Origin of the sequence: Gelatiniphilus marinus (assembly GCF_042684345.1) — a bacterium.
GTDB lineage: Bacteria > Bacteroidota > Bacteroidia > Flavobacteriales > Flavobacteriaceae > Gelatiniphilus > Gelatiniphilus marinus.
The window spans coordinates 386205-412238 of record NZ_JBHULK010000001.1 but is presented as its reverse complement, the minus strand read 5'-3'; the positions used below and the strand labels follow the sequence as shown (position 1 = coordinate 412238).

Below are 26034 nucleotides of genomic sequence, written 5' to 3'. Positions count from 1 at the left end.
CAGGCATTAACAACTGGTACATAAACAAAAGTAAACATCTTGTATGCACCAAACTAGCATTTAAAACACCTTAACCAATACTTTTTTTGCAAGGAAATGGTCTTTAAACCTTTTAAATGATATTATTATTCATAAGTTAAATAGGCCGACACCAACCAATGGTTTAATTTGTCACCATCTACAGGTGTTGCCGGAATTTTTATTTTAAGTTGATGTTCACCTTTTTCTAAATCACCCAATGGAACAACCATAGGTTTTACCGATGATCCAGGGCACCAATTTGAGCGCGACAAATCTGATGATGCTATGCGTTCTTCAATTACTTTTATAGCCCGTTTTTGGGTTTTATAATCATAATATGCCGCCGAATCTTTTCTAATCCAAACACCTGCGGTTGGATTAAATCGTCTAAAAGATGCGCAATCTTCACGCCACGGAATGGTATCTATAACCAATGCGTTATTAAAATACACGCTGTTTTTAATTTTGATGAACTCGTCGCCACCACTATGCCCGCCATGGCCTGTTGTGATATAATGCAACTTTACGTTTTTTGCATTTTTACTCAAATTGAAATTATGAATTAAGGGTTCTTTAGCAAAAATATCTGGAATAGGTTGTCCATTTACATAAGGTATCGAATTTACCAATGGCAACACTTTAAGTGTTTTTCTCTCTCGGTTGGAATAGGATAATTGCAAGTCGAAATTATAGCCCTCTGCGGTCCAAGAATCTATCCAAATACCAATATAAAACGTATTGGAAACCAAATCTTTAAGCTGCGAAATATCATGCTCCCAAACCACTTGTTTTTCCCAACTTGGGATATAAACAGGGCGGCGATATTTTACACTATTGTCGCTGTAAAAACCAACGCCAAAAGGCGTCATAAACCGCATGAGTTCAACAACGGGTTGGTAAGTTTCACTAGCAACTATACCTGCGTGATTTCCTGCTTTAAAAGAATCTTTAGGAAATTCTTTATCACCTTTTGAAACATCTAAAATTGAAATAAGTTTGGGGTCTGCAACTACAAAACAAGACCCCGATTTATCCCAACGGTCGCCATTGGAACGCACTGTTAATTTTATGCTCACATCTGTTCCGTTAGGGAAGCTTGGTACGGTTACTTTTTTATAAACTATACGTCCGCTTTGCAGCATATGCGCTTCGGTATCAGTACCTTTTTCGCCACCAAAATTTAAGGGTTGTTTGTTAAATACCTGAACAACGGTGTTATTATCTTGTGCAAACACACTGATGCAAAACACTAAAAACCAAGCTTTTATAATACTTTTAAATTCCATTTTTTTATTAATTATTTTGAGAGGTTATAAATTTTAAATTAATGATAACGGGTAAATGATCGGACGGATATTTACAATCTTTTGAGTCGCTTAACACCGCATATTTTAGTACTTTAATATTTTGTTTACTTGTAAAAATATAATCGATTCTATCTGAAACCGGCTTGTTAAACTTAAAACCATTAAAGGTTCCCGTTGGCCCAAAAGGTTTTGCTATACTTACTTTTTCAGAATCATTTAAAGCCTTTGAAAGCAATTTTATAGGTTCTTTTTCAGGTTTTAAATTAAAATCCCCCATAACGATTACAGGCAAATTATCGGGGTTCAGAGCTTTTGTTTTTTCAAGAATCAACGCCGCACTTTTAGCTCTTGCCAATTTCCCGATGTGATCAAAATGTGTATTAAACACAAAAAACTGTTGCTTTGTTACTTTGTCTTCAAACCAGCCGTACGTGCAAATACGCTCCATGGATGCATCCCAACCAACCGAAACTTTATTGGGCGTTTCCGATAACCAAAATGTCCCGTCTTTTAAAACACTGAATTTTTTTTTATTAAAAAAAACGGCGCTGTACTCACCTTTTGTTTTGCCGTCATCACGTCCATTTCCAATATAAGCATAATCAACAAAAAGACTGTCTAAAAACTGCACTTGATGATGCAAACCTTCTTGTATTCCGAAAACATCCGGATTATTGTACGCGATTTGATTACTTAAAAAATTCTTTCTTAACGACCATTTATTTTCGCCATCGTTGGGGTTATCGTACCTTAAATTATAGGTCATTACTTTATAAGACTGCGCTAATGTGGAACACGAAACACTTATTACGAATATTAAAAACAGCTTTTTAAAAAACATTTTCTCGTTAGTTTACAATTACTTCATCTGCAAAAATCCACGATGGTAAACCTGCGCCATGGTGCCAATACGGAGCATGTTTTAAGCTTTCTGCCTTAATTTTTAAATACCGCCATTGAGATGGTTTTATTTTCAAATCAAAATACTGAATATCGTTTATTTTGCTCTTTTTGTTTAGCGGAAATTGATTTAAAACCGTTCCTAATTTTGAATAGTTTTTCCCATCAACCGAACCGTAATAGGTTACTTCTTTAGGAAAAAACACGATATGATTGGTAACTTGCAGAAAGGCTGTTGAAATGGATTTCACTTCCTTTTTTTCATCCAAATCGATAATAGCCTCTAAATGATTGCCCTCGAAACCCAACCAATTGGAATAAAAATTACTGCCGCCCAAAGCGCCATCGGTTAATGCCTGCGGATCCTCATTGGCATACTTTTTTGGCTTGGTTAAAAGCGTTACTTTTTTGCCCGAAGCTATGTTGGGTTGCAAAGCCACTTCAATAGATTTTAAATAGGCATTGCCGTAATCCGTAACCGTGTAACCCATCTCGTTCATTAGGTTGATATTGGCTTCGTTACAAACCGACATGAAATTTCCAACCAAAGCTTTAGTGGTTTCGGTAATGGTAAAATCTTCAGAAACACTTTTTCTACACGCTTCTAAAACCGCATAATCAATGCTCAATCGAGCCACTTTTACTCGCTTTAAAATGTCTGGTCTATTGGCTACCGCTTTTTCGGCATCATTAAAAAAAGTGACGTATTGCTTTAATAAATCCGGATTTAAATAGGCATCAAAGGCTTGCGACGGATCGCCATATAAAAACAGGAAAAAATCCGGGTAATTTTTGAGTTCCTTATGAATTAAATCGACATAAGATTTTACAAAAGGACCGGCTTCGTGATAATAGCCATTGGTGAATTCCGTGATGATATCATCGACATTGGCATCGGGATTCCAAAGCAGTTTCGCCATCACATAAGAGCGCAATTCGAACAACTCGCTCGGGTTGCTACTGTGCTGTTCAAAAACCCATTTGGTGTTATGGTCTCTAAAAAACTGAATATTGGGCTGTAGCGTATTAAAATTAGGAAATGGCGCTAAAAAATTGGTGAATTGTGTGGTGTAGTCCCAAATTCTAATGTTATCGGTAAGCTTGCTCCAGCCTTTTAAATCATCGGCAAAATCGGTGCATTTTTGGGTAATTGGCGCGCTTCTGTCGCATTCAATAGAACATAAAGTAATCAATACATTTTTTAAAGGCTTTGTTTTACAAGGTTTTCTGGTGTATTGATAGGCTAAAGTTGAAATGGTTTTCTCTGGAAATGCCTTTGCAACCTCGTTTACAAAACGAATCATGGTACCGGCATGACTGCCTTCTTCGTCATCTATTTTTTTACAATTTCCGCATTCACAAAATTGGGTATTATCATTGCCACTTACCGAAATCACCGAAGCCTCAGGGTTTTGTTTAAATAAACTCTGTACCGAGTCTTTAACCATATCCAGCACTTTAGCATTGGTTAAACACAATTGAGTTGGCAAGCGTTTGTTTCCGCGAAGCGCAAAATATTCTGGGTTCGATTTGTAAAATTTTTCTTCGGGAACAAACTTATTAAACGTGTGCACTCTTGCCGATGGCATGTAATACGGAAATGCCTTTGTGGTTACTTTATGTTGCGCTGCAAATTTTTCGTTTTCGTAAAACAATCTGGAGTGAACTGTTCGGGTTGTTATTTGTGGTGTGTAGGTGTAGTTTAAATTTTTGTTTAAACTGATTGTTGATTTCTTTGGAACATCCTCAACATTTGGCGCGTACCATTTACAGCCTAAAAACCGTTCGAGAAATTCGTAAACCGCATCACTAACAGCTTCATCTGAACCGCCTGAGATAAAAATATTTTCTTGGTCGGATAATATTTGAATTTGATGTTTGCTTAGATTTTCATCTGAATTATGACCAACATATATTTTATGTTTATTCGTGTTTTGAGAACTTTCGTCAACAATGTCTATGGAAACATCTGAAATTTTTTGAATGTACTCTTGAAGAGTTTCAGCAGATTGATATGCGCTTTGAGTGGCTTCACCCAAAAAAACAATCTCATAATTGGATGCTCCATTATTGACTAAAGTGATGTTTTTGTCTTCGCAAGAAAACAATACAATCACAATCAACAAGCAATGAACAGCCTTCGATAAATATGCGTTAAACGATTTAAACATCCATCATTCTTTTAAATTAAACTGAATTTTTGGCGCATTGGTAAGTGCTTCATGGCTCACGAAAAAGGACTTATTGGTTTTACCATTGATTGTAAAAGACTCTAATTTACCGGTGCCATTTTTCTCAATTATCAATGTGTTATTCTTGTAATATTGGGTATCTAAATGAATGGTTATTTTATCAAATCGCGGTGTAGTTATGGTGTACATAGGGTCTGCGGGCGATACGGGATAAATTCCCATCATGCTGTAAATTAACCACGCACTCATAGTGCCTGTGTCGTCATTTCCGGGTAAACCTGCGGGCTTATTGGTAAAATATTCATCAATTAATTGCGAAACGCGCTCTTGGGTTTTCCACTCGTAGCCGTTGGCATAATTGTATAAATACGGATAGGCAATATCGGGTTCGTTGGCCATATCAAACTGGTTTTTATCAAAAACCTCATCCAATTTTGCAACGTAGTTTTTTTTACCGCCCATAAGTTTGATTAAATACTCGGTATCGTGTGCCACCATAAAGGTATATTGCCACGAATTGCCTTCAATAAAGCCTAAATTCTTTTCGAAATTGGCACCTTTATTCGGGTTAAAAGGCGAAAGCCATGAGCCATCATCGTTTTTGGGGCGTAATAAATTGAATTCTTTATCAAACAGATTTCTGTACGTCACCGAGCGTTTTGAAAACATTTTATAGTCCTCCTTTTTACCCAATGTTTTCGCCAATTGCGCTAGGGCAAAATCGCTGATATTATATTCTTGCGTGGTGGAAACCGAGCCGCTTTTTGTGGTTTTTGTGGTTAAATAACCTTTTTCAATATAGTCTTTAATGCCTGGGCGCAATGGGTTATTTTCTAGTTGTGTGGCACTTTTTCGCATGGCTTCATAGGCTTTTTCAATATCAAAATCCTGAATACCGCGCAAATAAGTATCGGCCAAAACAATGCCCGCGGGATCGCCCACCATGGTTGTGGTTTCGGTGGCATTGAGTTCCCATTTAGGCAACCAACCGCTTTCATCGTAAATATTGAGCATGCTTTTTACCATATCCGATTGTTGCTTCGGATAGACCAACGACATCAATTGATGCAGATTTCTGTAAGTATCCCAAAATGAAAACACGGTAAATCGCGTGCCTTCGGTTTTAGCCGTTTCACGTTTTGCCATGGTTGGGTACTCGCCATTAACATCGTTTAAAGTATTGGGATGGATTAAAGTGTGATACAATGCCGTGTAAAAAATAGTTTTATCGTCTTTTGTGCCGCCTTCAACCTCTATTTTAGACAATAAATCGTTCCATTTTGAAGCGGTATTTTTATAAATCTCGTTAAAGGTTAACGATTGGGTTTCTTTTTCAAGATTTTCCCGGGCGTTTTCAATACTTACGTAAGACACGCCTATCTTTACCTCTACTTCTGTAGGTTTTTCAAAATGATAGGTAAAATAACTTCCAATACTATCGCCGATTACTTCTTTTCGGTAATTTTTGTACAAGCGTGTTTTTCCGTTGTAAGGCATCCACTGTGCTTCCACGCCTTCATAGGTTCTCGGTGTTTTCCATACGCCAAAATCATCGGCAGGTTTACTGAATTTGGCCACAAAATACACCGGATAGGATTCTTCTGGTTTATAGTAACAAAACGACCCCACGTTGCGCATGCCTTCAATTTCGGTGGGCGATACGATTTTAACCGTGGCGCCTTCTTCATTGGTCAAACCCAATCCTAAATTGATTAAAATATTAGATTGCCCTTTGGGGAATGAATACTTGCTCACACCAACACGTGTTGTAGCCGTAACCTCGGTTTTCACTTTATATTTTGATAACATAACGCTGTAATAACCTGGTTTTGCAAGCTCAAAATCATACGTACTACCATACTCTAAATGATTGGTTTTAAGCTCGCCCGTGGTTGGCATCGTTAAAATAACACCCAAATCGGGGCAGCCCACACCACTTAAATTCACATGGGAAAAACCTGTTAAAAACGTATTTTCGTTAACATACGGATTGGATAACCAACCGCTATCTTTTTCAAGTGGTAAATTTTGCGGTCCCGCCACATTAAAAGGCGATACACTTGCCATTCCCCTTGGTGCGATGGCTCCTGGATTTGTGGCTCCAAAATTGGATGTGCCTATAAACGGATTGACATAATCGACGGGGTTTTGTGCTTGACTGCTTAACAAAAATCCGATTGCAAAAACCAATAGCCATCTGTATTTATTCATAATAATCTGTTATATTTTTTTACTCTTTAACTGATTTGCTCATTGAAAACGGCGTGTTTTCCGGTTTGTTGGCCCAGTCCTTATTTGGTGTACTATTCATATCAAATTCCAAATGACCGCCATTCTGAATATCTTCAAAATTGATAAAACTGTTGTTCCACGGCTTTCCGTTCAATAAAACACCTTCTATAAAAACATTGTCTTTTGAATTGTTAGGGGCTGAAATTTTAAAGGTGTTTCCATTTTCCAACTGAAGGGTCGCTTTTTTGAACAACGGACTGCCTATAACATATTGATTGATTCCGGGTGTTACCGGATAAAAGCCTAAAGCGCTGTACACGTACCACGCCGATGTTTGCCCGTTATCCTCATCACCACAATACCCATCGGGTGTAGCGCTGTATAATTTAGTTAACACATCCCTTACTTTTTCTTGTGCTTTATACGATGCATTGGCGTAATTGTAAAGGTAAATCATGTGCTGAATGGGTTGATTACCGTGCGCATAATTGCCCATATTGGCTATTTGCATTTCGCGGATTTCGTGAATGGTGAATCCGTAATACGAGGCATCGAAATCTGGTGGCATATCGAAAACCTCATCTAATTTAGCTTCAAAATTTGCTTTGCCGCCCATTAAATCAATTAAGCCTTGGGTATCGTGAAAAACCGACCAAGTATAGTGCAAACTGTTTCCTTCGGTAAAGGCATCGCCCCATTTTAAAGGATTAAATGGTGTTTGAAATGTGCCATCTTCATTTTTGCCACGCATCAAGTTTGTTGACGGGTCGAACAAATTTTTATAGTTATTGGATTTGTTGTAAAAATCCTTAGCCAGATTTTGTTTCCCTAATTTTTCAGCCATTTTTGCAATGGTAAAATCGGCAAACGCATATTCTAATGTTCGTGCGGCATTTTCATGAATACCCACATCGTAAGGCACATAACCCAAGGTGTTGTAATAGCTTAAACCGGCACGACCAACAGAATTTTCCGGACGACCATCGCCCACATTTGCATTTTTTAAAACAGCTTCAAACAAGACATCTACATCTTTTTTATTCATGTTTCCTTTTAAAAAGGCATCGGCAACAATAGTGGCAGAATTTGAACCAATCATGCAATCGCGATGTCCGGGGCTTGCCCATTCTGGCAGCCATCCAGACTCTTTATAGGTGTTTGCCAAACCTTCCATAATTTGGGTAGTTAGCTCGGGATACATCATATTAAAAAATGGGAATACGGCTCTAAAGGTGTCCCAAAACCCGTTATCGGTAAACATGTAACCCGGTAAAACCTCGCCATTGTATGGACTGTAATGAACCACGTTACCGTTGGCATCGTATTCAAAAAACTTTCGTGGGAATAACAAAACGCGGTATAAACAAGAGTAAAATGTTCTTATGTTATCGATGTTATCGTCTTCAATAACGATTCTCTGTAATTCTTTTTCCCAAGCCGCTCTAGCTTTATCCTTAGTATTTTCAAAGGCATCGTTACCAATTTCGGTCTTTAAATTTAATGCCGCTTGCTCATGACTAATAAATGAAGAGGCTACTTTTACATGAACCTGCTCGCCTTTTTTGGTTTTAAAACCGATGATGGCGCCCACATGTTCGCCTTCATTATTTGTTGAGTTTTCAACGAGTTTCCAATCGTCGCCCCAAGTATGGTTTAGCTCAAAATCCTTATCGAATTCAGCAACAAAATAATTGTGGAAGTTATCTGGCACACCGCCACTGTTGTTACGGCAATAGCCAATAATTTTTCGCTCTTCGGGAATAATCTTTACCATGGAACCTTTAAAAAAAGCGTCTAACAGGATATATGCCGAATCGGATTCTGGGAATGTAAATCTGAAATGCGCCGCACGTTGGGTTGGAGAAACCTCGGCCGTTACATCATAATCTGCGAGATAGACGCTATAATAATTGGGCTTAACTACTTCTGCTTTATGCGAAAAATAAGAAACACGCTCATCTTCTTTATATTTTAAATCGCCCGTTACCGCCATTAACGAAAAAGCTGCGTAATCGTTAATCCAAGGACTTGGTTGGTGGGTTTGTTTGATGCCCCTAATGGTATAATCGTCGTATTTGTAAGCCCATCCGTCGCCCATTTTGGCCGTTTGTGGCGTCCAGAAATTCATGCCCCACGGGGTTGCAATGGCTGGATAGGTGTTTCCGTTGGATAAGCTAAACTCTGAATCTGTACCCATTAAAGGATTCACATAATCGATAAGTGCTTTGGTGCTTGTGTTTTTAGCAATGGTGTTGGTTTTTTTTTCGCAAGCCATTAAAAGGCTTACACAAACTATTACAATACTTTTAACAATAAGTTTCATTCTTTACATTCTTTTTTTTTCAAATTTACCACACTATTATCTCATCCACAAAAATCCAGGGCGGATTTCCTGCACCTTCATGCCATTTGGGTAAAACTTTTGGGTTTTTTGCTATGACTTTAAAATACTGCGCCTTGGTATTTGCGGGCATTTTAATATTGAACTTTTTTATTTTTGTCGATTCATTTTTTTCATCTTCAACAATTTGCACTGTTCCCACTAACTTAAACCCCGTACTTTTATTTGAAGATGTATATACTTGAATGTTTTTAGGAAATAAAATCCAATCTCTTGATCGACTTAAGCAATTAACCGTAATGGTATTAACTGTTTTTTCTTCGCCTAAATTTAATGTGGTGTTTAAGTCGTTACCAAGGTAGCCATTCCATTTTTCATCTTTAAAATTTTCGGAGCCTAATTTGAAATCAAATAATTTTTTTGGCCCATAATATTGTTTTTCGGGTTTGTGCACAATAGAGTAATCTTCTACTTTATGGGTTACTTTTATAAAATGCTCTGTTGTGGTTTGGCTGGGCAACCAACCTTTTTTGTATGCTTTTATGGCAATAGTTGTTGATGAATAGATTAAAATAGGATTTTTATATTCCAATGAAGTTGAATCTGGCTGGGTGCCATCAAGCGTATAAAAAACCTTGGCGCCTTTTAATTTTGAATCCAGCCGAATGGATAAAGTATCAGTAAACAATGTGTTTTTTGTAAGCAATGTTGGTGATTTAATTGGGGTTATTTTTACAAAGCCTTCAATTACACCGCTATTTAGTTTCACATTGAATTTATTTTCAATGTTAGCTGCCCTAGCTTTGGTTATACTGGTTTCCCAAACAAAAACCCGTTCTAAATCCGTTGTCGATAAAAGATTTTCCAAACCTTTATAGCTTACTTTTGTTTTAACTAAATTTAATGTTTTAAGGTTTTTTAAATCCTTTAAATACAACAAGGTTTTGTTTGTAATAGGTGTGTTGTTCAGCTTTAGCTTCTCTAAGTTTTTTAGTTTTTTAATTTCAGAAGCCATCGCATCTGTTAGTTTGGAATTGCCTAAATCCAATTCTACAATTTGCTCTTTTAAATTTGATAAGGCTTTTATGGCGTTTTTAGTAATGCTATCTTTATTGAATTTTACCCATAATTCTGGTTGATTTGGTACTAATTTCCTGACTAAAAAACCAACACTTTCAACCGTTTGAATATCACTTAAAGAAGCCTCTTCAATTTTCTTCTTATTGAAAACCAAATAGGTGTTGAGCAATGTGTTTAAAGTATCGTTTTTGGGGAGAGCAACAACTTTAGTATTAAAATCGGCACTCTTATTTATCCAATATTCTATCAACCAAATTTCGTGTTTTGTAAGTTGGGGCTTTCCCTCTGGTGGCATGTGCTTTTCATCTGAAATTGGTAACATAATATGTTTATACAACATGCTATTATTGGCATTACCCAAGGTTAATACATCGCCAGATTCTCCGCCCTTTAATATACTTTCTTTGGTGTGCAATGCCAATTCGCCTTTTCTTTTAGAGCTGTTATGGCATTCAATACATTTATTATCGAATATCTTTAAAACCACATCGTCGTACATATTTAAACTGTCTATATGTGTTATGGTTTTTACTTTTGGCAAGGGTTTTAAATGTTCTGTAATAAAATTATCGCCATGGGTTAAAACACTTCCAAAATGCCCCGCAACACTTATTACAATGATAGTGATTACAAAGAGCGGAAAGAATAATCTTTTTATTAATTTTCCCTTTTTATTTGCTAAGACAAATAGTAAGGAAATCAAAATAGCGGAAGCTATTCCGGTCCAGAAATGGATATTCAAAACATCTTCTGAATACCCGCCTTCCAATGATAAAAAGTAGCCTAAAATACAGGCTAAAATTGAAAAAAATGATGAAAACCCAAGCGCGTATTTTATGGTGGTTTTAGGGTAGTTTTTTTGTAATCTGCCCATAACATCCAAGAAAAAAGTAAGCAAGAGCGCGCCGATTGGTAGGTGTAAAATTAATGGATGGAAACGCCCCAATGCCAATACAAATCTTGGGACATCTTCAGGGTTTTCAGCGTAAACAGCATTAAAAGCCAAGAGACATACAATAAAAATAATTTGTGTTTTTAAGTTTTTAATCATCTTCAAATTATAGGCATCAGTTAAAAATAAATTCATCTATAAACAACCATGCTTTTTGTCCTTTTCCCTCATGCCATTTCGGTATAGATTGCAGATTATTTATTTGAATTTTCAATGATAAAACTTCTGTTTCAATTGGAATTTTTACAGTTTCGTTTTTTCTGTCAACTAGTTGGTTCAATGGTTTTAAAATGTGTTCTTTTTTTGAATCGTTATTGATAAATATCGTAATACGCTCGGGAGGGAATATCCATGAAGTCAAATCGTTTAAATAACTTATTGTAACCGATTTTATGTGGGTTTTTTTATTGAATTTTATGGTTGAAATTGCGGTCGTATCAAATCCAACCCACTGGTTATCAGTAAATTTTAAAGATGCTTTGGTTTGGTTAATTACAGTGTTAGCACCCTGTCCTTTATACTTTTCTGAAGCTTTAGAGTGCCATAAAACAGCATCGGCAGATATGCCTTTTTTTAAGAGTTCAACCTCGGTAACTTTACTGGGTTTCCAATGGTTATGAAAGGCTTTGAATTTGTAAATTCCGGGTTTTGAAGCTTGAATGGGTTGCTTGTATTTTTCCGAATTTAAACTGGGTTCCTCTCCATTTGAGGTATAACGGATAACCACATCATCTACCTTTAACATCGCATAAATGGTTACAAAAGAATCTATAAGTGTTTTGTTGGCTATTACCCGCGGTTGTGCCAAACTAATGGTATTTTGCTTTAAAAACCCGGTTTCGGTTTGCTGTTTGCAACTAAGCGCCACACAAAACACCAAGCATAATTGTATTAACAATCTCATACACGCGTTAGTTTTATAGGATAGGTTTGAGCCGAATTCCATTGTGCCACATATATATTTTCATCGTTATCAACACAAACATCGTGCGGATGCTGAAACAATCTTACGGTTTGATACAATTCTTCTAAACCATTGCTTTTGTATTCTGGAAAGGTTGCTCCGGGACACGAAACAACCTCGTTTTTTTCGTTCATAATCAATAAAAAACCAGAATCGCTATTAGGTGCGATCTTAGATTTTAGCACCGCAAAATAAATATCTTTTTTATGAATTACCGGACGGCAAATTAATGCACCCGGAACTGGAATGGATTCTAAATAATTACCTTTTAAATCGAACCTTTTTAACACATTCATTTCCCTGGCCGAAATTAAAAGTGATGGATTGTTTTTATTTCTATAATCGCAACAAATACCGTGGGCGTTTAAAAACTGACCGTTTTCTGTGCCGCGTCCGCCGAAAATATTGAGCAGTTCCCCTTTATAATTGTAATGTGTTATGTACTGATTTCCGTACCCATCGGCCACATAAAAATCGCCATTTTCTAAAACGGTTGTTTCGGTAGGTTTAAACTCTTCTTTGCTATTGTATTTTCCTGTTTCTGAGGGGTAATCCATTTCAAAAACCACTTTTCCGTCTATGGTAGTTTTTATAACTTGGTGGCGTTCGTAATCTGTAATCAGCAAAAAATCCTCGCCGTTTTCTTTAACCAAAGTCAACCCGTGACCACCAGGGTATTTTGTGCCCCAAGTTGAAATGAGTTTACCGGATTTATCATAAATAATAATATTGTTTTTAGTATGATTGGTAAGCAAAACAATGCGTCCTTTTGAATCTTGAACCATTTCGTGGCAATCCTTTACGGGTGTTTTTAACGCATCTAAATTCCCCCAATTCATATTGACTTTATAGCGATGTGAATTGTGCCCAATAATAACATCGTTTTTAGAACCGAATTGTAAAGCGTTGCCACACATAGGATAGCTTAATATACCCAATGAAAACAATGACGACTGTTTTAAAAATTGTCTGCGGCTCATAGTAAAATATTAGGATAAAATATCGTTAACCACATGCCCCGAAACATCGGTTAGCCTAAAACGCCTGCCTTGGTGTTTATAGGTAAACTTAGTATGATCTACGCCCATTAAATGCATTAAAGTGGCCTGCAAATCGTGGACGTGCATGGGGTCTTTGACTATGTTATAACCAAAATCGTCGGTTTCTCCGTAGGTAAACCCTGGCTTTACGCCACCGCCAGCCATAAACATGGTAAAGCATTTTGGATGATGGTCTCTGCCGTAGTTTATATCGGTTAAAGTGCCTTGGCTGTAATTGGTCCTTCCAAACTCGCCACCCCAAACCACTAAAGTATCTTCAAGTAATCCGCGTTGTTTCAAGTCCATAATAAGCGCTGCGGTAGCTTGATCAATATCTTTGGCTTGTTTTTCTATTTGAGAAGGCAAATCGAAATGCTGGTCCCAACCCATGTGATATAATTGAATAAAACGTACATCGCGCTCTGCCATACGTCTTGCCAACAAACAATTTGCAGCATAAGTACCCGGAATCATAGCATCGACGCCATACATTTGAATGATGTGCTCTGGTTCTTTTTCAATGTCCATCGCATCGGGAACCGAGGTTTGCATACGATATGCCATTTCGTATTGCGCAATGCGACTATTGATTTCTGGGTCGCCAAACTCGGCCTCTTGTTTTTGGTTCAACTTGCTAATATGGTCGAGCATGGCGCGTCGTTGTGCCCGCGTCATGCCATCGGGATCTTTTAAATACAGTACTGGATCTTTACCCGATCTAAACTGCACCCCTTGGTGCAACGAACTTAAAAACCCATTGCCCCAGAGTCTGGAGTATAAAGGTTGAGAGAATGGGCGCCCCGTACCTCTGGATAATAATACTGTAAATGTAGGCAGGTTCTCGTTAAGGCTACCTAAGCCATAACTTAGCCATGAGCCCATACTTGGGCGACCTGCCTGCTGGGAACCTGTTTGAAAAAAGGTAATTGCCGGATCGTGGTTTATAGCTTCGGTGTGCATGGATTTAATAAAGCACAGCTCATCAACAACTTTGGCTGTGTATGGCATTAAACTACTTACCCAAGCTCTGGATTCGCCATATTGATTAAATTTAAAATTACTACCAACCAACGGGAAACTGTCTTGGCCCGAGGTCATTCCTGTTAAGCGCTGCCCTTGCCTAACGGAATCTGGAAGATCTTGACCTCGCATTTTATTTAAAAGCGGTTTGTAATCGAAAAGCTCTAATTGCGAAGGCCCACCACTTTGGAAGAGGTAAATAACCCGTTTTGCTTTTGGTGCAAAATGTGGTAAATTTAACCCTGTTGGATTCGCACTATTGCTACTTGCTAAAGCAGAAAACGGATCTAATAAAGATGCTGCCGCTAAACCGCCAATGCCCAAGCCCACTTTTTTTAAAAAATGCCGTCTATTATTATTTATAAAGTGTTTAGTTAGTTCTTCCATAATTTCATCCTTTAATAATGGCTTCGTCTAAATTGAATATTAAGCTAGAAAGCATGGTATAAGCATATTCGGTTTTTGAAGCACTACCCGTTTTGGCTATTTGTTGGGTATTGGTTTCAAACTCTTTTTCAACAGTTTGCACATAATCAATTAAGGTTTGTAATTCGTATTCATTAGGAAAACGAGAGGTTATTTTTCTGAAAATAAGTTGTACCCTTTCCTTTCGGGATAGGGTTTTGTTTTTCATTATATTTTTCGCTAAATGCGTTGCAGCTTCAATAAGTTGCGGATCGTTAAGCATTACCAAAGCCTGTAATGGTGTGCTGGTTTTTTGGCGTTTAACTTCGCAAAAATCGCGGGTTGGCGCATCAAAAGTCATCATTGATGGTGGCGGAACTGTACGTTTCCAAAATGTGTATAAGCTTCTTCTATATAAATTTTCACCTGTATCTGGTATGTATTTTGCGGTACTTCCACCACCACCGCCAGTTGTTTCTGCCCATAGCCCCGGAGGTTGATACGGTTTTACACTTGGCCCTCCAATTTTGTTAACCAACAAACCACTTACTGCTAATGCATTATCGCGAATCATTTCTGCGGTTAGTTTACTTCTCGAATATCTTGCTAAAAACACATTATCTGGATCTAATTCTAATAAATCAGGTGTTATTTTAGAGGTTTGTTTATAGGTGTTGGACATGACCAAACGTTTGTACATTTTTTTCATGTCCCAACCTTCTTCCCTAAAAGTAACAGCCAACCAATCCAGTAATTCCGGGTGCGATGGTAAGGCTCCTTGGTTACCAAAATCTTCTGAAGTTGACACAATACCCACACCAAAAATGTCTTGCCACATGCGGTTTACGGCAACTCTTGCAGTTAATGCATTATCTTTATGGAAAAGCCATTTGGCAAGTCCCAATCTGTTTTTTGGTAATGAATCTGAATATTTTAAAATAAAGTTTGGTGTGCCCAATGCTACCTCTTCATCCGGTGCATCGTATTCCCCGCGCTTTAATATACGGGTTTTTCTGTTGGGCGCATTGTCTTTCATTACCATAAGCTTTACCTCTTTGATAGAGTCCGGTAAGTTTATAAATGCTAAGGTTTCATCAATTTCCTTCTGAGTGATAGTAATGTTGGGTTGAGGAATTTCGCCATAATCGATTTGTCCTTTTTCATCTACTTTATTGAAAAACCCATAAAACGCATAAAACTCTTTTTGCGAAATGGGGTCGTATTTATGGTCGTGGCATCTGGCGCATTCCATGGTTAAGCCCATAATGGCTTTTGATGTGGTATTGGCTCTATCCATAACGTATTCCACACGATATTCTTCATCAATCACACCACCTTCTTGGGTGATTTTATGATTTCTGTTAAATGCCGTAGCCACGATTTGCTCGGGTGTTGCATTGGGTATTAAATCGCCTGCCAACTGCCACTTTACAAACGTATCATAAGGCATATTTCTGTTAAAAGCACTAATTACCCAATCGCGCCAAGGCCACATAATACGCTCTAAATCGTCTTGATAGCCATGGGTATCGGCATATCTGGACAGATCTAACCAAGTTGCCGCCATACGCTCGCCGTAGGCCGTTGAGGCCAATAATTTATCGACTACCTTTTCGTAAGCATTGGCATCTTTATCATTAATAAAAGCATCAATATCTTCTATGGTTGGCGGAAGCCCTGTGAGGTCAAAAAACACCCTTCTAATTAACTGTTCCTTTGAAGCTGCTTCAGATGGTTTTAAACCCTCTTTTTCCAATCGCTTTGCGATAAAATAGTCAACTTGGTTACTTGCCCAATCTTTGTTTACTATTTTGGGAAGTTCCTTTTTTTTAGGCGGTAAAAAAGCCCAATGCGTTTTCCATTCGGCACCTTGTTCTATCCATTTAATCAATACCTGTTTTTCGTATTCAGACAAGGTTAAATTTGAACTAAGTGGTGGCATGATTTGCTGAGGATCGGTATTTGTGATTTTAAAAACCAACCTACTTTCCTCTGGTTTTCCGGGAACTATGGCATGATTATTTAAATTGCTAGCCAATGCTTTATAAGCACCTGCTTTGGTATCTAGTCTTAAACCTGCTTCTCGGGTACCTTCATCTGGTCCGTGGCATAAATAACAACGATCTGACAGTATAGGTTTTACATCAAATATATAATCGATATTATCGGGTAAGCTGGTTGTATTTTCGTTTGATGTTAAATTAGAATTTTGGGTCGAGCTTACATTATCAACAGATTGATAGGAACCACCTGAAACAAAAACCCCATACTTTATTAAACAAACCATGGCAAAAGGCACTAAAAAACAGAGTGTTAAAACCAAGCGATTTTTAGATTTTTTACCTTTTGCCATTGTTGCCGATTTTATTTGTAAAACATTTATATTAAGCAGAATATAATGTTAATCAAAAAAAATTCGACGAATAACGCTATCCCATAGCTTGATGGGAGTTTTTAACGCACTATAATTTCGTCAACAAAAATCCATGTGTCATTTCCGTTTTCAGATGTCTTTAAATTTTTGGCTTTAACTTTTACAAATCGCGCTTTTTGCGTGTTAAAATCAATACTAAAATCTTTAAGCGTTATTCCTGGGTTGTTTTTATACGGCCTATCGATTTTCCCTACACTTGTAAATGATTTTCCGTCGTTAGACACCAATACTTCAACCTGCGTTGGAAAATAGATACTTGGACCTTGGCTTTCCATAGTGCCAACAGATACGTTAGAGATTTCGGTTTCATCTTCTAAATCTATGGTTAATTCCATGTCTTTTACCAACCACGCTTGCCATTGGCCATCATGAAAATTTTTAGTGCCACGAACAATATTTACCATATTTCCTGCACCTTTGCCTTTGTAACTATCGCTGTATTTGGTATTGTAAGTTACTTTTTTACCAACTGCCTTATGGTAATTAAAGGTCTTTTCGAATACTTTTCCAACAGGTTTATTATCTTCGAAAAGCGACGCTTTAATGGTTGTAGTTGAATTGATTTCGATAGGTTTGGTATAAGTTGTTGCAGTTTCATCAAGTGGTGCATCGTTTAATGCATATCGAATGTCTGCCACAGGAAACTCGTTTTTTAAAGATACCGTAATGGTATTTGTGGCCTCATCAACCTCGGTTTCAGATGTTATGGTGTAAGCGCTTTTAGCGTAATTAATGCCTTGATGCTGGTAACGTTTAAAAATATTTTCCATACGCGAAGAAAAATCGACCCAATCGCGACTGGATTTTGGGCTCCAAACGGCTTCAGACATGGCCGCCAATCTGGGGAAAATCATATATTCAGAATGCGATTCGGTGGTTATATGTTCAGCCCATAAATTAGCTTGACCGCCTAAAACATGTTTAGCTTGTTCTTCGCTCATACCATCTACAATAGGATCAAATTGATATACTTTACTTACTGGCGAATGGCCGCCCCACGCCAAAGGTTCGGTATCCATTGGGCCTTGGTAGTGGTCGAAATAACAATGTGTTCCGGGTGTCATTACCACATCGTGCCCTTCTGCAGAGGCTTCTAATCCGCCTTTAACTCCGCGCCAGCTCATTACTGCAGCTCCGGGTGCTAAACCGCCTTCTAAAATTTCATCCCAACCAATAAGTACACGTCCTTTTGAGCTTATAAAACGCTCCATACGCTTAATAAAATAACTTTGTAATTCTTCAACAGATTTAAGTTGTTCGTCCCGCATGCGCTTTTTACAATGCGGACATTTTTCCCAATTGGTTTTGGTAGCCTCATCGCCACCAACATGAATGTATTTTGATGGGAACAATGCCATTACCTCAACCAAAACATCTTCTAAAAACTCGAAAGTAGAATCTTTACCAGCACAATAAATATCTGTTATTGGCCATAAACCACCCGATGGCACTGGTACCGGTTTCTCTAAACACGACAAATCCGGATACGAAGCAATGGCGCTGGTAACGTGTGCTGGCATTTCAATTTCTGGCACAACGGTTACACCACGACTTTCAGCATAAGCTACAATTTCTTTAATATCGTCTTGGGTATAAAAACCACCGTAAGTTGCTTTTTCGTCTAATTTTGGTGTGTAACGTCCATCCCATGGTTTATCTTCTTGATCGACTCTCCAAGCACCAACCTCGGTAAGTTTTGGGTATTTTTTAATTTCGATTCGCCAACCTTGGTCATCTATCAAATGAAAATGAAAGGTATTCATTTTATGAAATGCCAATCGGTCAATCGTTTTTTTAATATATTCCTTTTGAAAGAAATGACGCGACACGTCAAGCATCAACCCACGCCATTCAAAACGTGGTTTATCAGCTATTTCAACATTAGGAATTACCCAACTAATATCTGCTATTTTAGTTTGCGATTCAATGGCTGGTGGCAGTAATTGCCTTAAGGTTTGAATACCGTATAAAAATCCGTTAAAATCGTTGGATTGAATTGTTATAACATCATTTTCAACCATTAATTTATAGCCTTCGTCTTCAATATCTTCGGAAGTTTTAAATTGAATGTAATTCGATTTTGGTTGTGTGTCAACCGTTTTTAATTCCCAACCTTGAGCTTCTTTAAACCTGTCGATTAAAATTTGTGCCGCGGCAGATTGCGCTTTGTCGGCAACATAAAATACCGTGTTTTTGTTAAACTGAAAGTTCCCTTCAATTAATTTTAGGCTTTCAGGTTTTGGAATCACGTGAATGTCGCTTTCGGTAAACACCTTGGTTTCTTTAGTGTTACAACCAAAAAAAATCAAACTTAATGCGAATACTAATACTACTTTTAATTTCATTTGTCTATTCAATTAATTAGGGTTTATTAGGCGAGTTTGTCATTTTAAAAACCAATGTTCCGCCGTTTATTATCTCTTTATGTTCAATATAATTTCTATTGATTTTCTTTCCGTTAAGGCTAATGGATTCAATGTATATATTAGCTTGTGAATTGTTAATGGTTTCAATTATAAATTGTTTTCCGTTTTCCAAATTAATGGTGGCCTTATCAAAAAGTGGCGAACCTAATTGGTACAAACCTTCGGCTGGATTTACCGGATAAAAGCCCAAACTGCTAAAAATATACCACGAGGACATTTGTCCGCAATCTTCATTTCCGCAGTGGCCATTCGGTTCATTTTTATATTGGGTCTCAAGAATTTCGCGCACCCTGAATTGGGTTTTCCAAGATTTATCAATATAATTATACAAGTAAGCTACGTGGTGACTGGGTTCGTTGCCGTGTGCGTATTGCCCAATCATGCCTGTACTGAAAATGGGCAATTTATCGGTTGGCAACGGATTTAACGTAAACATCGAATCCAGCTTTTGCTCAAATCGCTCGTTGCCACCAACGGTTTTAATGAGCCCGTTTACATCGTGCTGCACCGACCAAAAATATTGCCATGCGTTGCTTTCGCAGAAATATGCCGAATAATCTTTGGGTACAAAATCTTTTATAAACGTACCATCTTCAAGTTTCGGACGCATAAAAGTGCTCTTTGCATCGTACATATTTTTCCAATTTTCCGAGCGTTTTAAAAAGTACTCGTAATCATCGGTTTTATTCAAAGCCTTTGCAAATTGTGCCACGCACCAATCGCCGTAAGCGTATTCCATGGTTTTGGAAACCGACCAGTTTTCGTGCGCTTCATCAACAGGAATAAAACCAAGTTTTTTATACACATCAATTTGTCGGCCGTCGTCCATCACACTAGCTTTACAAGCTTCAAAAGCCAATTCAACATCAAAATCGATGCCCTTAAAATAAGCATCGACAATGACCGGAATGGCGTGGTAGCCAATCATCATATTGGTTTCGTTCCCCTGCATGGACCATACGGGCAACAATCCGGTTTCGTTGTAATGTGCCAATAAGGATTGAATCATATCGCCCACGCGTTCAGGATGCATAATGGTGTACAGCGGATGTGCCGCTCTGTACGTGTCCCACAACGAAAAGGTGTCGTAACGCTCGTAACCATCGGCATGCATCATGGTATGGTTGGCACCTTTGTAATTGCCGTTGTGGTCGCTTAAAAGCGTGGGCGCCAACATGCTTTGGTAAAGCATGGTATAAAAAATATGTTTTTGGGTTTCGTTTTTGGTTTCGATGCTGATTTTTTGCAATTGATTTTCCCAAATGCTATCGGCTTGTTTTCTGTAAGTTTCAAAATCAAAATGAGGGGCTTCTTTTTCCAATGACAATTTTGCGCCTTCAATATTCCCTGTTGAAATCCCCGTTTTTAATATGATTTCTTCGCCTTCAACGGTATTGTAATTTAAAATGATTTTTGTGTTTTTCGCTTTCGCGGAATCTCGACTATCGGGATTTATTAGCGTATCATTTTGATACAATTGATACGAATCAAAAGGTTTTGAAAATTCCATTTGAAAATACACGCGCTGATCCTTTGCCCAACCTGTGGATTTTCGGTAGCCTTCGATTGTGGTATTGTTTATAACTTTAATATACGTGTCGGTTGGCGCATCCCAATTGAGCGCATATCCCAAATCGATGTGGATTTGCGACAAGCTATCTTTTGGGAAGGTGTATTTATGAATGCCCGTGCGTTTGGTCGCGGTAACTTCGGCCTTAATGGCATAATCCAATAAATCGACGCTGTAATAACCGGGTGATGCCGCTTCTTTATCGTGCGAATAACTAGAAAAAGGCCTAAAACCATTGGCTTCGATACGCTCATTAAAACGGCTATTGGTAGGCATGACCAAAATATCGTATAAATCGCCCGCGCCCGTGCCGGTTAAATGCGTATGCGAAAACCCAGAAATTATGGAGTCTTGGTAAAAATAACCCGCAATGCGATCCCAACCCGGAATACCAATGTCGGGGCTTAGTTGCACCATGCCAAACGGTACGGTTGCACCGGGATAGGTGTTTCCGGGGCCATCGGTGCCTATAAACGGATTGACATAATGGGTTAATTTTTTAGCCTTAACGGAATCATTTTTATCCAATGCACAGCTAAAAAAGAACATGCAAACTATGATTAAAACGAAACTATTTTTAAACATGATTATTTGTTTATTAAGGCTTTGGTTTCTTTTATCGTATTTAAATATTCATCGGTTAACGTTGGCCCATCAAAAAAGGTAACGCCCTTTGCGCCGTTATTTTTTAGTTTATAAAATGCTTTTTTAATTTTTCGACCAAGTTAAATAAAGGTAAATATACGCCTATTTATCTGCTTATAAAACTGAATAAGTATTTAAAACCATTACATAAGCAGACCTGTTAAGTTTAGTATGCTGAACTCGTTACAGCATCTAACCCAACAGGACTGATAAGGTTCTCAAAAAGTTGATTGTTAATTACGAAAAATCATTCTGTTACATCTTCTTATAGATTATTTCCAAAAAAAGTTTTTTTTATTTTTTAAATAGCTTTCATTTTTGAGCTAGCTTTAATTTACCTTTTTAAACATAAAGGCACAACCTTCAGGACAGCTGGGTTCTATTGGGGTTAAAATTAAATACGTAGCATCTTCAAAACTATAAGAATGTTTACTTTTAAAGGTCTTGTTCGGGTTATCACAAACAATAGTGGTTTCTATTGTGCTATTTCCCGGTTCATTTTGAACAGCATAAGTACTACTACTGATACCATTACAATCTGATGGATGTATTTCAGATTCATAACTAAAATCCTTATTGAAAATAATCTTATAGCCATTTTCAACTTGTTGCCAACCGCTTGGTGAACCGTCAACATTGTTTGCTGTACTTTTAATTAACTGCCAAGTCCCATAAACTGAAGCATCCGTTTGGATATTTTCCTCGTTTTGGCTACAGGAACCAATTGCAAGCGTTAAACTAAGCATTAAAACTAAATTTTTCATTTTCTTTATTTTTTTTTATTCGATGATAATTCGATGCGTTTCGTGGGCATCAGTTGTTGTAATTTTTAAGATATAAATGCCCTTTTTATATCTAGATACATTAATTTCCGTTTGGTTGCGTAAATTTCCTTTTAAAATAAGGTTGGAATAGAAATCGTAAAGTTCGTAATGCACGACATCTTCGTTTTGGTTAGCAAAAATTTTATCCAAATTTAGGAAAGAGACGATTATTAAAAAATGATAAATATCATCATTTTCTTTTTCAATAGTTTAAAAGCATAACTGTTTTAATCGTTTTTTAAACTATTTTACTAAAGAAGCTTTCACATCTTTTATAGCTTCTAAATATTCATCGGTTAACGTTGGCCCATCAAAAAAGGTAACGCCTTTTGCACCGTTGTCCTTGGCATACATAATGGCTTGTTTCAACTCGTCAACCGATTTAAAATCTGGCATATAAATACCCGTATTTATCACGATGCCCTCATCTTTTACATCGGTTACGCCTTGTTTGGTTGCGTAACCGATCCAATCGATTTCTTCGTTGTAAAATCCGTGGTAAATCATCGGGTAAACCTCATCGATATCCCATTTGTCCCAACGTTGGCGCACCATGTGGTCTGCCATTTCCGGATACGGAAATACCGCCGCCGTTAACAGTTTATTATGGTCGTGCACAATTTTATAAGCATCGTTAACCAAAGCTCTAATGGCGTTTAATCGGAAGTTTTTCCACTCCATATCGATGGCCGTGTTTTTACTTTCCCGTGGGTTTTTATGATGGATTTTTTCGAAGGCATTTACACATTCATCACAATAACAAAAATCGTACTCTGCCATTTCGGTATCTTGAACCAAATTGTATTTTGGCAATAATCCGATAGGTAAAAATATGTCCGGAAAACGAATATAATCTAAATGCACACTTTCCACATCTTCAACTTTTGCCAACCCTTCAACCAAACCTAATATATGGTTTCTAGATTCTTCGCGTGTTGGGCACAACCATTGGTAATAGCCCACATAAGGGCGCGTATCGTGGCACGATTTTCCATCGCGACTCACTTGGTACCATTCCGGATGCTTTAGCGCTTCTTTATCTCCCGGTCTGTTTACAGCCATTATCCACGCGTGCACTTTTAAACCTTCGGCTTTTGCAATGGGCACCAAACGCTCTAATTCCTTGGGGTCTGTACCCGTATTTATTAGAAGTTCATCAATGCCACCAGCCTTGTAACGTTTGAATTCCTTGGCATAATCGGCGTTGGATTTGTTTTTGTTTGAAGTGATCCAAGTGCCAAATTCGAATGCAGATTCATTTGTATTTATAGCAGTTTGTTCTTTGGAAATATCAGCTGAATGATCATGTTTTTTTTCATTTTGATTACATGCCAAAAGCATACCTAAAATTGTAAAAATAAAAGAGAGCCGTAATGTTTTCATTTGAATGAAGGTTTAAATTTATAAAGATACGCTTATTTCAAATTATTATAGAGCGTGTTAAGCAACTCTTGATCTTTATCGAGGCTATACTCCCAAAACATGGCGCCTCCCATACCTTTTTGTTTTATGTAATTAGCTTTTAATTCAATCTCTTTTGGAGTTTCCCAAGAGATAAAAATACTATCGGTAGCATTCCATAAATAGGATGCTTTTGCAGATTCATCATAGCCTTTTTTGTAGTTGCCAGATTTTATTTTTTCTACAATATCCCAATAGGCCACGATTATGCCACCTTGGTTGGCGGGTTCGTATAAACCGTCTTTTGCAGAACTTACTTGGTCCCATTGCCTGCCGTAAAACGGAATGCCCATGACCAATTTATCGGCAGGAACACCCGCTTTTATATGTCTTTCAACAGCTTGCACACCGCTGTTTACATCGTATTTATCTTTTCCCGATGGATGCAAATTCGCATGATGCCCCGTTTGGTGCATCCAGCCATTAAAATAATCGTAGCACATAATATTGATGAAATCGAGGTGCTTGTGGGCCTCTCCCAAATCGGTATTATCAATATAGGCTTGGTCTGCGCCTGTGGCAATGGTTAGCAAATAATGGGTGTTGTCTTTTTTGCCTTGGACATCTAAAGCTTCGCGAATAGTTTTTAAAAGCAAAGTAAAATTATCTTTATCAGACGGACGGAAAATATTATCTTCTGCACGCTGCCCCGGATATTCCCAATCTAAATCTACACCATCAAAACCATGTTTTTTCAACAAATCGACACAACTTTGTGCGAACTTTTTTCTTGAAGATTCAAAAGCTGCCATGGTTGAAAATTGATCGGACCACACCCAACCACCTACAGAATACAGCACTTTTAAATCTGGATTTTGTTTTTTAAGACCGATTAAAGTGGCAATTTTTGCAGCATCGGTTTCTAGCTCGAATGCCGCTTTGCCCTCCACAATATTTGCAAAAGCAAAATTGATATGCGTGAGTTTTGTAGCATCGATTTTTGAAAAATCGTAATCTTCGTAGCCGGCGGCGTAACCGATTATCTTATAGTTTTCGTTGGATTTATTTTTGGTGGATTCAACCTTTTTTGAAACTGGTTTTTTTTCGGTTTCGTTGGCACATGCGAAAAATAGCAGGGCTAAAATTAGGTATGTAAACTGTTTCATCTTTTTTATTTTTTAATAAAAGCGCCATCTTCTTTTACAACTAACAACTTGTTTGAAAACGGGCTTTTCGCTGAAATGGTCCATCCGAAACTGTGGTTTTCAATGGTTGGATCTATTTCTTTATTGAGGATAATTATTTTGGATGTAGTTAAATCTTCGATACGTTTTGCCGATGTTTTATGGGTTTTATGGTACGCTTTATTGGCACGAAAAAGCTCGTACAATTTCCATTTGATTTTTTCATCTTTCGGGATTTCAAAAGCTACAAGGCTACCAACTTCTTCAGAAGAAAAATACACGTAGCCCCATTTTTCGGGTTCGTGCATATTAATTACACCTTGTGGCGACCACACCCAATTGTATTCGGGTAAAAACTTACCGTTTTCATCTGTTTTACGAGCATATTTGCCATTTGTTATTTCGTGATCCCAATTCACTCTTGAAAAATTAACTCGATAAAATTGATCCCTTGGCACATTATCTTGATGGTAAGCGGTACGTAGATCTTTAAACGGAATGGCGATTTCCAACGTCCAACTTTTATCGATATCATTTGGATTGTTTAGTGTGCCATTAACGGTTACGGCCGATTTTAAACCCGTAAAGTTCCAATCGTTTAGCGCTACATTATTGGCTTCTCTATAGGGTTTATTAATAAACAAATCCCAAACCGTGTTAAGTGCATTAATTTCTAATTCGTAATAATTATGGGTGTCGCCGTTAGTATCTATAAAAACCTCAAAATCGTTGTTAAAAAAAACTATGGCATCGCGTTCGGTAATATCGCCCCAAACGTGTGGTTCTTTCATTTTGGCCAAAATGTAATAGTAGTTTTCATCCCAAAGCATTTTTACATTGGTTTGGTATTTTGGTGTTTTAATACCTTCAATATCAACAAAATCAGTCGTCCATTTTGCTTTTTCCCAAACCGTTTCATCAGCTTTACCATCAATGGTTATAACTTCTGAGGTTTTATAGGCGACGTACGTTTTTGGAATAGTTTCTTTGTTTTGTTGCGCATAACTTAGCATTGAACAACAACCCATAATTATCGTTAAAAAATTAAATTTTATTTTCATTTTAAAAACTTTAGGCACTTTTAACTTTAAATACT

17 protein-coding genes are annotated in these 26034 nt (G+C 37.6%); all 17 read right to left on the bottom strand.

The window, feature by feature from the left end; genetic code table 11:
* Positions 1-125: 125 nt before the first annotated feature.
* Positions 126-1307: a PNGase F N-terminal domain-containing protein gene (locus ACFSQS_RS01725; protein ID WP_388013124.1), complete on the bottom strand. Its 1182-nt coding sequence runs from the start codon at positions 1305-1307 to the stop codon at positions 126-128.
* 7 nt (positions 1308-1314) lie between these two features.
* The gene (locus ACFSQS_RS01720) at positions 1315-2169 is read right to left on the bottom strand and encodes an endonuclease/exonuclease/phosphatase family protein (RefSeq protein WP_388013121.1); all 855 of its coding nucleotides are present in this window, start codon (positions 2167-2169) and stop codon (positions 1315-1317) included.
* A 7-nt stretch (positions 2170-2176) separates the two neighbouring features.
* Complete coding sequence (locus ACFSQS_RS01715; protein ID WP_388013118.1) at positions 2177-4399, bottom strand: DUF4838 domain-containing protein; 2223 nt, start codon at positions 4397-4399, stop codon at positions 2177-2179.
* 3 nt (positions 4400-4402) lie between these two features.
* Positions 4403-6631, bottom strand: a complete 2229-nt coding sequence (locus ACFSQS_RS01710; RefSeq protein WP_388013115.1) for a GH92 family glycosyl hydrolase — start codon at positions 6629-6631, stop codon at positions 4403-4405.
* 19 nt (positions 6632-6650) lie between these two features.
* The gene (locus ACFSQS_RS01705; RefSeq protein WP_388013112.1) at positions 6651-8975 is read right to left on the bottom strand and encodes a GH92 family glycosyl hydrolase; all 2325 of its coding nucleotides are present in this window, start codon (positions 8973-8975) and stop codon (positions 6651-6653) included.
* A gap of 25 nt (positions 8976-9000) precedes the next feature.
* Positions 9001-11160, bottom strand: a complete 2160-nt coding sequence (locus tag ACFSQS_RS01700; protein WP_388013109.1) for an FN3 associated domain-containing protein — start codon at positions 11158-11160, stop codon at positions 9001-9003.
* The gene (locus ACFSQS_RS01695) at positions 11141-11929 is read right to left on the bottom strand and encodes a chitobiase/beta-hexosaminidase C-terminal domain-containing protein (protein ID WP_388013107.1); all 789 of its coding nucleotides are present in this window, start codon (positions 11927-11929) and stop codon (positions 11141-11143) included. The genes ACFSQS_RS01700 and ACFSQS_RS01695 overlap by 20 nt, the downstream gene beginning before the upstream one ends.
* Positions 11926-12969 (bottom strand): 6-bladed beta-propeller, encoded by a 1044-nt coding sequence (locus ACFSQS_RS01690; RefSeq protein ID WP_388013104.1) that lies wholly within the window; start codon positions 12967-12969, stop codon positions 11926-11928. The genes ACFSQS_RS01695 and ACFSQS_RS01690 overlap by 4 nt, the downstream gene beginning before the upstream one ends.
* Before the next feature lie 9 nt (positions 12970-12978).
* The gene (locus ACFSQS_RS01685; protein ID WP_388013101.1) at positions 12979-14436 is read right to left on the bottom strand and encodes a DUF1501 domain-containing protein; all 1458 of its coding nucleotides are present in this window, start codon (positions 14434-14436) and stop codon (positions 12979-12981) included.
* A 4-nt stretch (positions 14437-14440) separates the two neighbouring features.
* Positions 14441-16807 (bottom strand): PSD1 and planctomycete cytochrome C domain-containing protein, encoded by a 2367-nt coding sequence (locus ACFSQS_RS01680; protein WP_388013098.1) that lies wholly within the window; start codon positions 16805-16807, stop codon positions 14441-14443.
* Between the two features lie 101 nt (positions 16808-16908).
* On the bottom strand, positions 16909-19233 hold the full coding sequence (locus tag ACFSQS_RS01675) for a glycoside hydrolase family 20 protein (RefSeq protein ID WP_388013095.1): 2325 nt from the start codon (positions 19231-19233) through the stop codon (positions 16909-16911).
* Positions 19234-19249: 16 nt separating this feature from the next.
* Positions 19250-21469: a GH92 family glycosyl hydrolase gene (locus ACFSQS_RS01670; RefSeq protein WP_388013092.1), complete on the bottom strand. Its 2220-nt coding sequence runs from the start codon at positions 21467-21469 to the stop codon at positions 19250-19252.
* A gap of 389 nt (positions 21470-21858) precedes the next feature.
* Entirely contained in the window at positions 21859-22293 is a 435-nt protein-coding gene (locus tag ACFSQS_RS01665) for a hypothetical protein (RefSeq protein WP_388013089.1), read from the bottom strand.
* 15 nt (positions 22294-22308) lie between these two features.
* On the bottom strand, positions 22309-22503 hold the full coding sequence (locus tag ACFSQS_RS01660; protein WP_388013086.1) for a T9SS type A sorting domain-containing protein: 195 nt from the start codon (positions 22501-22503) through the stop codon (positions 22309-22311).
* A gap of 93 nt (positions 22504-22596) precedes the next feature.
* On the bottom strand, positions 22597-23736 hold the full coding sequence (locus ACFSQS_RS01655) for a family 10 glycosylhydrolase (protein ID WP_388013083.1): 1140 nt from the start codon (positions 23734-23736) through the stop codon (positions 22597-22599).
* Positions 23737-23768: 32 nt separating this feature from the next.
* On the bottom strand, positions 23769-24920 hold the full coding sequence (locus ACFSQS_RS01650) for a glycoside hydrolase family 18 protein (protein WP_388013080.1): 1152 nt from the start codon (positions 24918-24920) through the stop codon (positions 23769-23771).
* Between the two features lie 5 nt (positions 24921-24925).
* On the bottom strand, positions 24926-25966 hold the full coding sequence (locus tag ACFSQS_RS01645; protein ID WP_388013077.1) for a carbohydrate-binding family 9-like protein: 1041 nt from the start codon (positions 25964-25966) through the stop codon (positions 24926-24928).
* Positions 25967-26034: the final 68 nt, after the last annotated feature.

Bases quoted from the DNA above. Each gene is read 5' to 3' on its own strand.
- ACFSQS_RS01700 (WP_388013109.1), bottom strand. From the start codon at position 11,160: ATGAATTTATTTTTAACTGATGCCTATAATTTGAAGATGATTAAAAAC.
- ACFSQS_RS01675 (WP_388013095.1), bottom strand. From the start codon at position 19,233: ATGAAATTAAAAGTAGTATTAGTATTCGCATTAAGTTTGATTTTTTTT.
- ACFSQS_RS01655 (WP_388013083.1), bottom strand. From the start codon at position 23,736: ATGAAAACATTACGGCTCTCTTTTATTTTTACAATTTTAGGTATGCTT.
- ACFSQS_RS01725 (WP_388013124.1), bottom strand. From the start codon at position 1,307: ATGGAATTTAAAAGTATTATAAAAGCTTGGTTTTTAGTGTTTTGCATC.
- ACFSQS_RS01720 (WP_388013121.1), bottom strand. From the start codon at position 2,169: ATGTTTTTTAAAAAGCTGTTTTTAATATTCGTAATAAGTGTTTCGTGT.
- ACFSQS_RS01715 (WP_388013118.1), bottom strand. From the start codon at position 4,399: ATGTTTAAATCGTTTAACGCATATTTATCGAAGGCTGTTCATTGCTTG.
- ACFSQS_RS01645 (WP_388013077.1), bottom strand. From the start codon at position 25,966: ATGGGTTGTTGTTCAATGCTAAGTTATGCGCAACAAAACAAAGAAACT.
- ACFSQS_RS01665 (WP_388013089.1), bottom strand. From the start codon at position 22,293: ATGAAAAATTTAGTTTTAATGCTTAGTTTAACGCTTGCAATTGGTTCC.
- ACFSQS_RS01680 (WP_388013098.1), bottom strand. From the start codon at position 16,807: ATGGCAAAAGGTAAAAAATCTAAAAATCGCTTGGTTTTAACACTCTGT.
- ACFSQS_RS01710 (WP_388013115.1), bottom strand. From the start codon at position 6,631: ATGAATAAATACAGATGGCTATTGGTTTTTGCAATCGGATTTTTGTTA.
- ACFSQS_RS01670 (WP_388013092.1), bottom strand. From the start codon at position 21,469: ATGTTTAAAAATAGTTTCGTTTTAATCATAGTTTGCATGTTCTTTTTT.
- ACFSQS_RS01695 (WP_388013107.1), bottom strand. From the start codon at position 11,929: ATGAGATTGTTAATACAATTATGCTTGGTGTTTTGTGTGGCGCTTAGT.
- ACFSQS_RS01705 (WP_388013112.1), bottom strand. From the start codon at position 8,975: ATGAAACTTATTGTTAAAAGTATTGTAATAGTTTGTGTAAGCCTTTTA.
- ACFSQS_RS01650 (WP_388013080.1), bottom strand. From the start codon at position 24,920: ATGAAACAGTTTACATACCTAATTTTAGCCCTGCTATTTTTCGCATGT.
- ACFSQS_RS01690 (WP_388013104.1), bottom strand. From the start codon at position 12,969: ATGAGCCGCAGACAATTTTTAAAACAGTCGTCATTGTTTTCATTGGGT.
- ACFSQS_RS01685 (WP_388013101.1), bottom strand. From the start codon at position 14,436: ATGGAAGAACTAACTAAACACTTTATAAATAATAATAGACGGCATTTT.